At 36.9% G+C, this 14,041-nt stretch carries 11 protein-coding genes and 2 pseudogenes; 4 read left to right on the top strand and 9 right to left on the bottom strand.

Annotated features, from left to right (window positions below; genetic code table 11):
* Positions 1–35 precede the first annotated feature (35 nt).
* Positions 36–635: pseudogene (locus NYE63_RS15630) on the bottom strand (ATP-binding protein).
* A 629-nt stretch (positions 636–1,264) separates the two neighbouring features.
* On the opposite strand from NYE63_RS15630, the gene NYE63_RS15635 reads away from it, so the two are divergent.
* Positions 1,265–2,455, top strand: a complete 1,191-nt coding sequence (locus tag NYE63_RS15635) for a hydrolase (RefSeq protein ID WP_342601796.1) — start codon at positions 1,265–1,267, stop codon at positions 2,453–2,455.
* Positions 2,456–2,683: 228 nt separating this feature from the next.
* Here NYE63_RS15635 and NYE63_RS15640 read toward each other — a convergent pair whose 3' ends face one another.
* On the bottom strand, positions 2,684–3,097 hold the full coding sequence (locus tag NYE63_RS15640) for a hypothetical protein (RefSeq protein WP_342601797.1): 414 nt from the start codon (positions 3,095–3,097) through the stop codon (positions 2,684–2,686).
* A 78-nt stretch (positions 3,098–3,175) separates the two neighbouring features.
* Positions 3,176–3,367 (bottom strand): hypothetical protein, encoded by a 192-nt coding sequence (locus NYE63_RS15645; protein WP_063234469.1) that lies wholly within the window; start codon positions 3,365–3,367, stop codon positions 3,176–3,178.
* A 141-nt stretch (positions 3,368–3,508) separates the two neighbouring features.
* On the opposite strand from NYE63_RS15645, the gene NYE63_RS15650 reads away from it, so the two are divergent.
* Entirely contained in the window at positions 3,509–4,030 is a 522-nt protein-coding gene (locus tag NYE63_RS15650; RefSeq protein WP_342601798.1) for a GNAT family N-acetyltransferase, read from the top strand.
* Positions 4,031–4,069: 39 nt separating this feature from the next.
* Here the strand turns inward: NYE63_RS15650 and NYE63_RS15655 are convergent, their stop codons facing one another.
* Positions 4,070–6,328, bottom strand: a complete 2,259-nt coding sequence (locus NYE63_RS15655; protein WP_342601799.1) for a UvrD-helicase domain-containing protein — start codon at positions 6,326–6,328, stop codon at positions 4,070–4,072.
* Between the two features lie 1,270 nt (positions 6,329–7,598).
* Between NYE63_RS15655 and NYE63_RS15660 the strand changes: the two genes are divergently transcribed.
* Positions 7,599–7,838: a hypothetical protein gene (locus tag NYE63_RS15660; RefSeq protein ID WP_063234466.1), complete on the top strand. Its 240-nt coding sequence runs from the start codon at positions 7,599–7,601 to the stop codon at positions 7,836–7,838.
* 457 nt (positions 7,839–8,295) lie between these two features.
* Here the strand turns inward: NYE63_RS15660 and NYE63_RS15665 are convergent, their stop codons facing one another.
* Positions 8,296–8,697, bottom strand: a complete 402-nt coding sequence (locus NYE63_RS15665; RefSeq protein WP_342601800.1) for an RDD family protein — start codon at positions 8,695–8,697, stop codon at positions 8,296–8,298.
* A 341-nt stretch (positions 8,698–9,038) separates the two neighbouring features.
* Between NYE63_RS15665 and NYE63_RS15670 the strand changes: the two genes are divergently transcribed.
* Positions 9,039–10,658: an ATP-binding cassette domain-containing protein gene (locus NYE63_RS15670; protein ID WP_342601801.1), complete on the top strand. Its 1,620-nt coding sequence runs from the start codon at positions 9,039–9,041 to the stop codon at positions 10,656–10,658.
* Between the two features lie 579 nt (positions 10,659–11,237).
* On the opposite strand, the pseudogene NYE63_RS15675 reads toward NYE63_RS15670, so the two are convergent.
* From NYE63_RS15675 to NYE63_RS15690, 4 genes and pseudogenes are all read right to left on the bottom strand, one after another.
* A pseudogene (locus NYE63_RS15675) lies at positions 11,238–11,414 on the bottom strand (flotillin family protein); the annotation flags it as partial.
* Between the two features lie 30 nt (positions 11,415–11,444).
* A complete protein-coding gene (locus NYE63_RS15680; RefSeq protein ID WP_342601802.1) occupies positions 11,445–12,119 on the bottom strand; it encodes an NlpC/P60 family protein in 675 nt (224 codons plus the stop codon).
* A gap of 1,020 nt (positions 12,120–13,139) precedes the next feature.
* Positions 13,140–13,592 carry a VOC family protein gene (locus tag NYE63_RS15685; RefSeq protein ID WP_053474663.1) on the bottom strand — a complete coding sequence of 151 codons (453 nt, stop codon included), beginning with the start codon at positions 13,590–13,592 and terminating at the stop codon, positions 13,140–13,142.
* Between the two features lie 356 nt (positions 13,593–13,948).
* Entirely contained in the window at positions 13,949–14,014 is a 66-nt protein-coding gene (locus NYE63_RS15690) for a hypothetical protein (RefSeq protein WP_342605782.1), read from the bottom strand.
* Positions 14,015–14,041 lie beyond the last annotated feature (27 nt).

Here is a 14,041-nt window from a genome sequence, read left to right on the forward strand (position 1 = left end):
AAAAACGGGAATCTCATTCAAGTCAGTGGATCCCTTTAATTCCCTGAGGATCGTCCAGCCGTCCATCTTCCCTCTTCAAGAAGGATATCCAGTACAATGGCATCCGGAGGTGAGGTTTTTAGCTTTTGAAATGCCTTTCTACCACTTTTGAAATAGCTGACGTGGAAGCAACTGTCCATCAATTCATATTTTAGCAGTTCCGCCAAGTTAATATCATCTTCAATGATCATAATTTCATGGCTCAGTTTACTTGACTGTCCATCATTGTTCAGCCCCACTTCTTTCAGGGTTACTCTAGGTAAGGATCTGGTAAATGTAATTCCATGTCCATTATTGGAAACCACAGTAACATTTCCGCCGTGTGACTTTATGATTTCATCAACAATGGCTAATTCAAGGCCCGTTCCACCAATCCGCCTGCGATCTGAATTATCGACCCTATAAAATTTCTAGAATAAATGCGGCAATGATTCTTTTGGGATATCTAAACCCTCATCATGGATATCTATGGAAAGCATATCGTCCCAGCTATATACACGGACAGAGATCCTGCCCCCATCCGGAGAATATTTGATAGCATTGCTTAACAGGTTGGAAAAGGCTTGTTCGATTTTTAAGCGATTCCCTAAAATCATCAAATCCTTAGTTTCGATATGGAGGCGAATATCATGCTGTGCTGTATTTATTTCGGAAATGTTCAATTACCTTTTGAATTAATGGAATGATATCCACATATTTTTTTTCATATATCTGTTTACCGGACTCCATTTTTTGAACATCCAGGAAATCATGGATAAGTGCGGTAAGCCTTTTTGCTTCATTTGATTGAATGCAGAAAACGGAATATCTCTTGAGCCGGAATGGCCTGTCCTACATCCAGCTCTAGCCAATCAGAAAGTTTGTTTTTAATATTTCCCAAATAAGCTATTTTTTCATATTTACAAGATTCACCTTATTATCACTTAACCCTTTCTTCCTTAAATGATACTATGGTTATCCTATTCCTATCTATTTTACCAATGACTTTTTAACTACTCAACTCGATTAAACCTTCATTAATTAGGTCTAAAGTATATAATTTCAGGAATATTTTACATCATATAGGTAAGTCTATAAATAGAATATTGCCATCTTGCACAATTTATTTAAAATTTGTCATAAAGTTTACTAATTTACCTGACTAATCATCTAAACCCGCAATTTCAAACTCAGGTATTTCGGTGATATAATTTAATGATCAATTGAAAGGAAAAAGAAATCATCTATGACAAAAAAATTGTATTACACTTCAGCCAAGACTTCCGAATGGAATACCAAAATCCGAGAGACCTTTGAAGAAAATGGCTTTTACTACATCACCCTTGAAGAAACTGCTTTTTATCCCGAAGGGGGCGGCCAGCCTGCAGATACAGGTAAAATGGAAGGAATCACCGTTCTTGACGTTATAAAAGGCAATGATGGACAGATTCTTCATAAGACGGAGAGACGGCCAGATTCAGAGATCGTTCACTGTGCACTTGATTGGTCCCGCCGCTTCGATCATATGCAACAGCATAGTGGCCAGCATTTACTCTCTGCTGTCTGCAGGGAACTGTTCGACTCTAATACGGTCAGTTTTCACCTTGGAAAAGAATATTTAACGATCGATATCATGTCAGGATTTCAATGGACTGAAGTACATACGGCTGCTGCTGAAAAGCTAGTTAATCAATATATCATCGAGAATCGCGAAATACTTATCTATTACGTGACTAACGAGCAATTACAGACACTTCCTGTCGTCAAAATGCCTAAAGTTTCAGAGAATATCCGTATAGTTGAGATAGAAGGGATTGAATATAACCCTTGCGGTGGAACCCATGTAGGGCGTACCGGTGAGATTGGCTTAATAAAAATTTTCAAAGCTGAGAAGCAGAAAGAACATACCCGTCTCTATTTTAAGTGCGGCTTCAGGGCATTGGACGATTATTCCGAAAGCCTAGGCATTCTTTCAGCATTATCGAATAAGTTCAATACCGGACGTACAGAGATACTGAATAGGGTGGAAAAACTGGAAAATGACTATAAGCAGCTGCTATCGGCAAACGAAAACTTAAAACTTGAAAATGCAAACTTTCTTGCTGACTCCCTGCTTGCAGAAAATGCCTGGGGATTCATCTCTCATATTTTCGAAGATAGCTCAATGAAAGAACTGCTTTACCTTGCAAGTACGATTGTAAAAAAGGAAAAGGTTACCGTATTATTAGCATCACGTAAGGAGCAAAAGGTCATCCTTTCACACAGTGGGGACATCCCCTTTCATTGCGGACAATATTTTAAAGCGGAACTCAGTTCGTATAATGGGAAAGGCGGAGGGAACGAACAGACTGCACAAGCAGGTTTTGCGTCACAAAATGACTTAATCGCATTTTTCCAATACACAGTTGAAAATTTAGGCCATCATCATGGTGCATAGAACTTCTGCGAAATAGTCTATGCTCACTCGTAATGAATTGGAATTTATTTTTTACGGAAATAAGAGGTTTCATCCTATATAACCCAGGAAAATTCATGGAGTATTACCAAGTCTTGTTTTAATATATGATAATCTTTCCCTCGAAAAAATGGTAAAAGGGATTGAGACCATTCTGAACCTCATTTTGTCGAGAAACTGGAGAGAGGACAAATTAAGTCCTCTCTCTTTTTATTCTTCTATTTTCAATTTCGCTAATCCGTGTTCTTCAATATGAAGATGATATTTTTCTTCGAGTTCCATGATACGTTTAAACGCTTCCTCATGATTGTATTCATGGTTTTCCGACTCCTCCGCGAACTCTTTTCTAGCCATATGATAGGCAAGCTTATCCCTGAACACTCCTTCTTCATACTTATCTATGACTTCATGAAGTTGATCCTCCAACTCCCTGCTCAAATCATAAATTTCATATTCCTTCACAAACTGTACACCCTCCATGCCGAAATCTTTGGCAAAGGAATTGAGATACTGTTCCATCTCACTGAATTCTTTATTATCTTCAGTATCGGAAGCAACCCAATATCCGTACTGTACCATTTTGAATAATGTTTCATACTGTTTCTTGGTAAAATTGATTTTCATTGTCCATACTCCTTTTCCCGTTTCTTTACAACAAAAAGAATAAACCGCAAAGGAGCAAAAGTCCAATGCGGTTTATTCTCAATCCAATATTTCCGTTACAGAAAAATAAGCTGCTTTTTCCGTATCTACGACATAATGGCAATCGCCTTTAACTAAATTATAATAACGGTGCTTTTGAATATTTGAAATCATTTGAGTTGAGTCATCGCCTTCTACCTCATGCTCTATTTCTTTGCCACCCGGAAAATAAAAACCAACTTTCAATTTCATCTTTCTCATCCTTCCCTTCATCTGGTTGAATCACTCTTTTAATTCTTATCCTTTCTCATGCAGTTATAAACATAAATTAAATGCTTATTCCCTTTTTCCATGATATTCTAAGGAAAAATACGAAAACCAGAAGGTGTTTTTATGAAGATAAGGAAAGCTGTGGAAGAAGATGTAAATGGAATAGCAAATGTACATATAAACAGCTGGAAAACGACTTATAAAGGAATCCTTCCGGATCAATATTTGTTTTCCTTGAATCCGGAAGCCAAAAAGAAAAACTGGCTAAGAAATTTAAAGATGCTGCATAATGCCACCTTTGTAGCGGAAAACGCCAATGGAGAAATCATCGGTTTCGCTGCCGGCGGACCTGAACAAACGAATGATCCGCATATTCAAGGTGAAGTATATGCCATTTATTTTTTAAAGGAATACCAAAGACAGGGATTCGGCCGAAAAATGATAAAAGCGGTCATCCATGAGCTTATGAAAATGGAACATAGGAATTTAATAATCTGGGCATTAAAGGATAATCCTTCATGCGGTTTTTACAGAGCCATTGGCGGTCAAGTGATAGCTGAAAAAACCGTTAAAATGGCAGGCATCGAGCTCATCGAAGTCGGTTACGGGTGGAAAAATATTAAGGATATCCTTTTGCATCTGTGAGCATATCCCAGAGGATGGTTACATTCCCCCCGTCCCCCCTCATGCCTCTATAAGGAAAGCATTTTTCTCATTACCTAAAAAATAAAGCCGGTGCAATGGCCTTGTCATTGTTACGTACAGCAGTTTGATATCAAGCTCATTTCCATGGCAATATGCTTCCTCCAGGGATATTGCAAATACGACATCGAATTCGAGACCTTTGGCTTGATAGGAAGGAACAATCAACGTTTTATCTTTAGGGATGTTTCCCGCTTCATCTATTAAATGAAAACCTTCATGAATTCCACTTAGTTTCTCGTTTGCCAGTTTGCAATCTTTCATCGTTTTGGCAATAATGGCAAACGTTTTAAAACCTTCTCCTTTAAGGCTTGTGATAAGTTCGATAAGCCCTACTTCCCAACCTTCCTTTTCAATGGAAATGAATTCTGGATCCTTGCCATGACGGACTACAGGTTCAACTTCCGGGAAATCGTATGTTAACAACTGAAGTATTTTATTAGCTCTTTTCATTATTTCAACAGTTGTTCTGTAGCTTTTTTGTAATTCAGTATACGTCGCCCGAGGGAAAATACGACTGTGAACCTCTTCCCAAGTTTGAAGTCCGCGGTATGAATGGATGCCTTGTGCAAGATCGCCTACAAGTGTAAACATATCAGTATCAACTGCCGTCTTGAGTGCCTGTAACTGCATGAAGCTATAATCCTGTGCCTCATCAATGACGACATTTTTTGCTTTGTTTTCTTTATCGACACCAAAAAGCCGCTCCTGAAGATATAATAATGCTCCTAAGTCCTCCATCTCATAACTTTTAGCTGAAAATAATTTATGATTATACTCACATAAAACTCTGGCATCTTCGACATTTAGTTTACCGTTGCTGTAAGAGGCGAGACGTTCTGGATCTTGGTATAATTCCTGATAGTAATCCAGGAGATCTTTACTTTTGAATTGCTTAAAATAGCCTTTTACAGAAGAACGGATCGCCTTTTTGATCTGTCCTATCCTTTCCTCTTTTTTATCGAGGCATTTTGTAACAAATTCCTTACGTATGACTGGATCGATATTTTTATAGAGAGCTTTTTCAATTTTGGCATCATAAAGGTCAACAACACGTTCAAGCATTGTTTTCTTTTTCAATTTCACTTCATTTTGTAAAATGGCCTTCAGTTTGTCCAGCCTGCTGTATAACGGTAAATACCAATAATCCTCTTCCAGTAACCTAATGAACTTCTTTTTGGAATAGAGGCGATATTTATCACAATAAAAATCAGCATTCGGATGAAATCCACTGAAAATATCCTTTACATATTCGTCCAATATATATTTAAAGACAGGGGAGCCCTTCAGTCCTGATATCCAGACGGCTGATTTAATTTCTTCATCATCCTTTTCCAGCAATCGAGTTAATTTATCATCCGCTACAAGCTTCACTTGCTTTCCTATCGCTGCCTGAACATACTCGGAAAATGTGAATTGTTTTACTTTTTCAACACCCAATTCAGGTAAAGCTTCAGATATGTAATCAATGAAAACCCGGCTAGGAGCAAGAATCATTAATTGTCGCGGATCGAACAAGTCTTTATAGTGATAAATGAAATAAGAGATCCTATGTAAAGCAATTGTAGTTTTACCACTGCCAGCTGCACCTTGGACAATGATCGGTTTATTCAAATCTGCACGAATGATTTTATTTTGTTCTTCCTGGATCGTAGTAATGATATCCGTCAATCGATTGCTGGAACTTTTAGATAGGGATTCCTGCAACAATTCATCCGTTGTTGTCAAATCAATGTCCCTTATCTCCTCCAAGACACCTTCTTCTATCATAAGCTGTCTTTTTAAAGTGATGTTCCCGCTGAATGTTTCCCCTTCCGCTTCATACTCAATTTCACCAATCCGTCCCTCGTAATAAAGGTTTGCAATCGGTGATCGCCAATCGACGATGATCTGTTCCTGGCTTTCCCTCTGATAAAGCGATGTTTTTCCGAAATAAAGGACTTCGCCACTATCACTGTCATTCCTTTCATAGTCCACTCTTGCAAAGTAGGGCTTTTTACTTGCTTTGCGTAAACTTTCAAGTTCGGTTTTCGACATCTCAAAAAAGTTGGCCGTCGTCAGCAACTGAGAATATAAGCCTGATTCAGACCAATCGGCATCACCAAAAGCTTCTTGCATATTCCGCTGAAATTGATCTTTGCTTGTTTCTGATGTTTTGATGACTACATCCATATAACGTTTCGTAAAATCCAGCCGCTGTCGTTCCTGTTCAAAATCAGGGTGATTTCCCAATAAAACCACTTCCCCTTCCTTGTTTATTTATCAAACTAAAAAAATGCCGATGCTAAGACGAAATGGACATTTATACTACCAGAAAAGTCAATGGTTGACAAATCTGGAGACATAGAATTATATAGTTGAAAGTTACCTTTCCTGTTATTTCATATTTAAAGAATAAACCATAAATTCCAGATTGGATTTGACTATAATATTTCGGCTTATGAAAGAGCATTCAAAACGCTTTCAAGAGGAAAATATTATTTCCAGAAATACCGAAGATGAATATATAATATTTACATCTTGGAAAATGTCATTACAATCCTGGGAGTAGGAAGTTTATTTTTATTTCATCAGTGGATATCACTTTTACCGATGGCATGATGTTAATGGCAATTATACTATTCTCTTTATTCATAATGATATGCAGTGAGCTTATTGTATATCAAAAAGATGTCAAACCCATCAAACAGGCCATGGAACAAATGAACCCTTCCCTGCTCTACCTACAAACCGCCTATAAGACTGCACAAAAGTTTCCGTTGTTAGCATTCAGGCGAACCCTGATCGTGCATTACTTAAGGGCAACCAGACCTAACGAGTTACTTCTTATTATATTTATATATTGGGAAAAGCTGAATTCAGGCACTTTGGTGCTATTGGATTGATCGTTTGTGTATTTATGTCTGTGATGCACGCTTTAATTGACTTTTTCTTATCCGTGAAAGCCGTCCGCCCTATAATGATCGAACTATCCATGTGGGCAGAAACCTTGTACGGGAAAATGGAAAACTACAAAGTAATGTTTTTATAGGCATAAAACAAAACTACGGGCAAGATCAATTTTCCTGACTTTTTTCCTATACTATTATTCAGTTTGTTTTTAATAGTGATTCTAGATGAAAGAGCCGCATCCTTTTAGGCGGAGTTTTCCGTAACATCGGGACTATTTTCTTCATTATCATACTTATCGTTATTGGAGGAGTATATCTTCTTACCGATCATATCCTAGCACCCATCCCTACTCTAAAAAAGGCATATCAACTTTTCAAAATGGGAAATTTCATGCTCTCGATCATTCATCTTAATCTTTTATTTGAAAAAGTTGGGATACTGGGTCATCTTTATTTGATCGTATTCCTTTTCAGTTAGCTGCCCTGTTTTTAAAGGTACCTTTCTTCTACAATTGACATCAATTCTTAACATAAATTACGCTAATTTAATGTTTTATTGGAAACTCACATTATATACTTAAATTACAATTAAATAATTTTTAAAGAAAGTGGGTACTGTCATGGAAATAAATGAAAGACAGCCAATGCTATCCCCTAAATTAATCCATGAACTTGAAATTTTATCATCCAAAACAAATATGCCTATCTCCGAATTATTAGAAATATCTGTAGTATCGCTGCTAGAAAAAGTGAATAATACCAAAGAACTAAATGTTGGACTTAATAATAAGGAAATGATTTTAAGAAATAAAATCATCATTAATCAAAATAAAGAGGTTTTGAATAACCAAAGCACTTGACCATATAGGTTAAGTGCTTTTTGGTTCCTAGCTGCCACTTATTTAATGCATAAATATTCTATCGTGGTTTCTAGTGAAATATAAATCCCTTAATATGCCCGCCAAGAAAGTAATCATCAAAATTCCCTGCATTCTTTAACAAATCATAACGGTTTGAATGTGTATTTTCGCATAAAAAAAAGCAGCTATTAAACTGCTTCAGTTTGTAGACAAAAAGGTTTCGAAATGGTTCGAATTGCACCAAGGTTGATCTTGATGAATAGTATCATGTTTAAGCATCCTTATCACCATCACCCATTTTAATCCAAAAAGACTGTAGGTAAAAGGAGTTCTATCTCCACACTCGCTTTCCAATCAAACGTTAGAATTTTTACAAACCCTTAAAAAACTGTAGACAAACTTGATTTTCCAAGTTTGTCTACAGTCTGAAACAGCTATTATACTGCTTAACAATTAATCATGGTTTATTTGATGTCACGTATGTACCTGCAATGAAATCATGTATCGCTCTATGATCTTTCCTTATGCCGACCATGAATGCACTAACAATAAACCCTATCCCTAATGTAATGGCATAAACCAAAGCAGCAACTAGATACCTCAATAGCATTGTGCCTATGCCTAATTTTTTGCCGTCCATCCTTACTATGCGTATTCCCATAATCCTTTTACCCAATGTATAGCCATACCATAATATCGGGACAATCATCATGTAAAGAAAGTTGAAAAACGTTGAAAAGTTTTCATTTTCCCAATCTCCGGTAATCAACCCGAAAATTATCGCTAATGGTAAAGATACTATTATGCCATCCAAAAATCCTGCAAAAAAACGTTTCCAAAAGCCTACTGAATCGCTCATATATAATCCTCCTGTTGCGTTAGTTACAGTTACCTATATTACCAATTATAAGGTTGTTGCGTAATAAGTCTTTATACCTATATTTTTCTTCAACAAGAAATACTACTTACATTTTTGGAGACAATTTATAAACAAAATTAAATGCTGGTGTAATTTTTGCTTATAAACGTTTGTTTTTGCTAATCTGCCTTTAATTTTCCTAAGAAATAAGATACAATTTAACGAACGGCATTTAAAAAAATTATTGAACATAAACTGCTGTTTGTGTGAATCAGCGTAAAACTAATGAAACAAAGTGTTGGACACGTTGAAACAAAAGTATTTTGGAGGAATGTAAATAAATGATTACAGTAAATAATGTTGGTTTACGTTATGGAGATCGTAAACTGTTTGAAGATGTTAATATAAAATTCACGCCTGGTAACTGCTATGGCCTGATAGGTGCGAATGGTGCGGGTAAATCCACTTTCTTAAAAATCCTTTCCGGTGAAATTGAAGCTCAATCCGGTGATGTCCATATGGGACCTGGCGAACGCCTTGCCGTTCTAAAACAAGATCACTTCGCTTATGAAGAGGAAGAAGTCCTTAAAGTTGTCATTATGGGACATGAAAGATTATATGAAGTCATGCAAGAAAAAGATGCCATCTATATGAAGGAAAACTTCACGGACGAAGACGGAATGAAAGCGGCCGAACTTGAAGGTGAATTTGCCGAATTAAACGGCTGGGAAGCTGAACCTGAAGCTTCAATCCTCTTAAAAGGTCTTGGCATTGCAGAAGACCTGCATACAAAGAAAATGGCTGAATTGAACGGTGGCGACAAAGTTAAAGTATTGCTTGCACAGGCATTATTCGGTAAACCGGATGTTCTTTTACTGGATGAGCCTACCAACCACTTAGACTTAAAAGCAATCAAATGGCTGGAAGAATTCTTAATCAACTTTGAAAACACGGTTATCGTAGTTTCCCATGACCGTTACTTCCTTAACAAAGTTTGTACACATATCGCGGATCTTGATTTCGGTAAAATCAAAGTTTATATCGGTAACTATGACTTCTGGTATGAATCAAGCCAGCTTGCCCTTAAACTGACTCAAGATGCCAATAAGAAAAAAGAAGAAAAAATCAAAGAGCTTCAAAATTTCATAGCTCGATTCAGTGCCAATGCATCCAAATCGAGTCAGGCGACATCCCGTAAGAAATTATTGGACAAAATCAGCTTGGATGACATACAGCCATCTTCGCGCCGCTATCCTTATGTCGGCTTTACACCTGATCGTGAAATCGGGAACGACCTGCTTCGTGTAGATGGAATCTCGAAAACGATCGATGGGGTAAAAATATTGGATAACGTTAGCTTCACGATGAATAAAGGCGACAAGATTGCATTTGTCGGTAAAGATGAGATCGCTAAAACAACAATGTTCAAAATCTTGGCAGGTGAAATTGAACCGGATAGCGGCTCATTCAAATGGGGCGTTACGACCTCTCAGGCATACTTCCCTAAGGATAATGCTGAATTCTTTGAAGGTGTCGATTTAACTCTTGTCGATTGGCTCCGCCAATATTCTCCTAATGACCAGAGCGAAAGTTTCCTGCGCGGTTTCTTGGGCAGAATGTTATTCTCTGGTGATGAAGTCACGAAAAAGGCAAGTGTACTTTCAGGGGGCGAAAAAGTCCGCTGTATGCTTTCCAAAATGATGTTAAGCGGTTCGAACGTCCTAATGCTTGATGAACCTACTAACCATCTGGACTTAGAGTCGATTACGGCATTGAACAACGGTTTGATCAGCTTTAAAGGATCCATGATCTTCTCTTCTCATGATCATCAGTTCATCCAAACTATAGCGAACCGAATCATTGAACTTACACCAAAAGGTACAGTCGATAAGCAAATGAGTTATGATGAGTACCTTGAAAATAGCGAATTGCAAAAACAAGTGGCTGAAATGTACAAATAATACATTTATGAAAGCACATCCTGATTGGATGTGCTTTTTTCGTTCCCGATACTTGCTATTTGCATTTATTTCATACTATTAATGCATTGAAGGTATAAAAAACACATTGCAATAAATATAATAATATTCCCCGTAAGATGATCACTGAATAATTTCATCGATAAAAAGGTATATTGGTAAGGAAGGAGTGAGTTTAAATTGGATGGTCATACAGTGAAAAATATTTTTGATGATACAGGATACCTTTTTTTATATGATAAATTCAGTTATCAATTTTATGTATCCGGATTGTTCGACTTAGTGGATCAAGAAAAAATAATCTCGGATTTTTTAAATACTTATGGCTTCGATGATAAAAATCCTCTCTTTTTTGACGACTTTTCCTTTTACTTTAATTGTTTTCATTATTCCCAACAAAAACAAAAGATGATAAATTACTTAAAAACCGAGTATGACGAACATATTTGTTAAGTATAAAAGGCCCGGTGAATTAATCCGGCCTTTTTTTAAACGAGTACTATTCAAAAAAAGGTAAGAGCAAATAAGTGCTCTTACCTTTCTTCATTTTATTCTTCACTGTTACTCTTCCCTGCCTGCTGCCATATTCATGTTCGCTTCGATATTCTCCTGGTTGATGGTGGAAAATGGTGAATTTCGCTTTCCTGAGAAATTTTCAAGCAAGTCTTTGACATCAGTTCCTGAAGATGCCTTTAATGACTCCTGAAATGTTGACATTAAATCCATTACATATCCAGTCTCTAAAAAAAGAACTGACAACTTTCTCTATTACATTCTTTTTGCTCCTAAATATCTTTTCTTCCAATAACTATTATCCATAGAGGAAATGCTTACACCATTTGATGAGGAGCTGTGTATGAATTTATTACCACCTATATAAATACCAGCATGTGAGGCACCAGGTTTATAGGTTTCATAAAAGACCAAATCTCCAACTTGTGGTTTGGACACCTTTGTCCCCTTTTTATAGATTTCCGATACCGTTCTTGGTAAAGTGACATTTGCCCCTTTATCGAAAGCGTATTTTAGGAATCCGCTGCAATCAAAACCTTTTGGTGTAGTTCCACCCCATACATACCGTACATTCAAATGTTTTTTTGCTTCATTCACTATCGCAGAAGATTTATTGCTTAAATTAGCTACGTTGGATGTCTGCTTTTTTACCCCCAAAGCTTTATATGTATTCGGACCTACAATACCATCAGCTTTTAAGCCTTTACTTTTTTGGAACTTTACGACTGCACTTTTAGTAACGGTCCCAAAATATGTAGTTGTATTATAACTCTTAAAATATTCTTTTTTCTTTAGAACCTCTTGTAATTGTTTTACTTCTGTATGAGTCATTCCACTTTTTAATGTACGATCGCCCAATGCAGCATTACTAACCAACGGATTTGATAGTAACAATCCAGACACTACAAAAGATGCTATAATTTTTTTCATTTTCTCCCCCGATAAAATCTCTTTTTTTATAATTCTATCATCTTTAAGTGACACACATATTTACCTAATTTTACATTATCATTACAAATTTATACATAAAGTGTGCATTAAATACAAAATATCTAAAATATACCTAACGTTCCCGAAAAGTATTAAGACTATGGACTATGGTTCATTTCTGTACACTTCAAAGATGTGTTCGATTTTTGGAAAGTATACATCATCACTTTCTGTTAATCCAATAGTCCTCGGGATTGGCTTGTTTAATTCTTCGTTTGTTTCCGGTATACGCCGGCTCCATGTATTCCTGCCAATCCCGGTTTCACAATAGTGAGGTCACAATAAAATTTCCTGAATTTCACATATGGATATTCGGATGGGACAATACTTGATGGTGAAATAATCGTGACTGATCTACATGGTAAGCCTGATTTTGAAGCAATTATCTTTTTCTAATACTGGAAGAGTGATGAGACAACTGTCTATTCTTTATTTACATATAAACAAAGATAATGTAGTAGTTATAAGATTTTATAGCTCACAAACACCGTTCAAATAATTTTGAACGGTGAAGTTTCTATATATCAAATTTTTTATTTCAAGTCGGGGTAGCGTCAGGAAAATGCGGATTTACAACGTTAAGGAAATTACCATATTAAAAAGCCCAATTTCTCAACATTTATATTTGAGAAATTAGGCTTTTTTCGTTGCTCCGTAAAAGCGCCCTTTTATTGAATAAGAATTTTCTTCAAATCGAGACGGATTGGCATATAACGTTTTCGCATTCACGAACCCTGCGAGACTTAGAACGAAGTTCTTAGGCTCGCAGGGTTGTCGCCTGAATCTGGCTTCCCTGTTTCTTCTCCTGGCGACCAAGGGGCTCGGAGAGTCCCGCAGCGTGAATGCTGTGTTATATGACGTACCCGACTTCTTCGAGATACTTTCACACTGCTTTTCTGTTTCAATTTTTACTTCAGTAATGTATATTTCAGTAAAGGCTTTTTATAAAACGTCACTTACTTATTTGTTACCGAGTTGTTCCGCCAAACCGATTAGAAGTCCTTCGGTTCCACGAATGTAGCAGAGCCGATACGAGTCCTCGTACTGAACCACTTCGCCAACGAGCTGAGCACCATACTTAGTGAGTCTGGATACCATTTCGTCAATGTCTTCAACGGTGAACATGACGCGTAGATAACCGAGGGCATTTACAGGAGCAGTCCGGTGATCTGATATAGTAGGTGGGGTGAGAAATCGCGAAAGTTCAAGTCGGCTGTGGCCATCTGGGGTAACCATCATAGCAATCTCTACGCACTGAGAACCCAATCCGGTTACGCGACCAGCCCATTCACCTTCGACAGTGGCTCGCCCTTCGAGGTTCAGGCCAATCTCCTCGAAGAAAGAGATTGCGTCATCAAGGGATTCTACAACGATGCCGACATTGTCCATTCTTAGTAATTTGTTTTTTTCCATAGTTTTATCTCCTTATGTGTAAAAATTTATTATCTGATCATCTTCATAATTATTCTATTAAAAAGTTACAATTCCTTCCTAACAAAAAACACCTTGTCACAGTTCATGACAACAAAGAAAAGTCACAGTATGGGAAAATGTGAAATTGGGTTTTCGGGTATTTGTTAAGAACAACACTTCGTAAACCCTCTACTATTGGAATATTCGTGAACCTTATTTGGTGAATGCCATCATGTTCAAATAGTTTCTAAAAATTCGATACCGTAGTTGCTATTCGATAAAACAACTTCGACTTCCCCACAAAATATTCCTGCCCTGTACTCCATTAAATGGCCCTTTAATGGAATAAGGAACGATTATTGTTTCCCTTCCGTCAGCTTTCTATATAATGAAGCCCTAGAAACATTTGTAATTTCACAAATTTAGGACGGGGTTAAAAATATAGTTGT

Source organism: Peribacillus sp. FSL E2-0159, from assembly GCF_038643155.1.
Lineage (GTDB): Bacteria > Bacillota > Bacilli > Bacillales > DSM-1321 > Peribacillus > Peribacillus simplex.

Coding starts and splice junctions, on each gene's coding strand:
- NYE63_RS15635 (WP_342601796.1), top strand. CDS start 1,265: ATGACAAAAAAATTGTATTACACTTCAGCCAAGACTTCCGAATGGAAT.
- NYE63_RS15640 (WP_342601797.1), bottom strand. CDS start 3,097: ATGAAAATCAATTTTACCAAGAAACAGTATGAAACATTATTCAAAATG.
- NYE63_RS15645 (WP_063234469.1), bottom strand. CDS start 3,367: ATGAAATTGAAAGTTGGTTTTTATTTTCCGGGTGGCAAAGAAATAGAG.
- NYE63_RS15650 (WP_342601798.1), top strand. CDS start 3,509: ATGAAGATAAGGAAAGCTGTGGAAGAAGATGTAAATGGAATAGCAAAT.
- NYE63_RS15660 (WP_063234466.1), top strand. CDS start 7,599: ATGGAAATAAATGAAAGACAGCCAATGCTATCCCCTAAATTAATCCAT.
- NYE63_RS15665 (WP_342601800.1), bottom strand. CDS start 8,697: ATGAGCGATTCAGTAGGCTTTTGGAAACGTTTTTTTGCAGGATTTTTG.
- NYE63_RS15670 (WP_342601801.1), top strand. CDS start 9,039: ATGATTACAGTAAATAATGTTGGTTTACGTTATGGAGATCGTAAACTG.
- NYE63_RS15680 (WP_342601802.1), bottom strand. CDS start 12,119: ATGAAAAAAATTATAGCATCTTTTGTAGTGTCTGGATTGTTACTATCA.
- NYE63_RS15685 (WP_053474663.1), bottom strand. CDS start 13,592: ATGGAAAAAAACAAATTACTAAGAATGGACAATGTCGGCATCGTTGTA.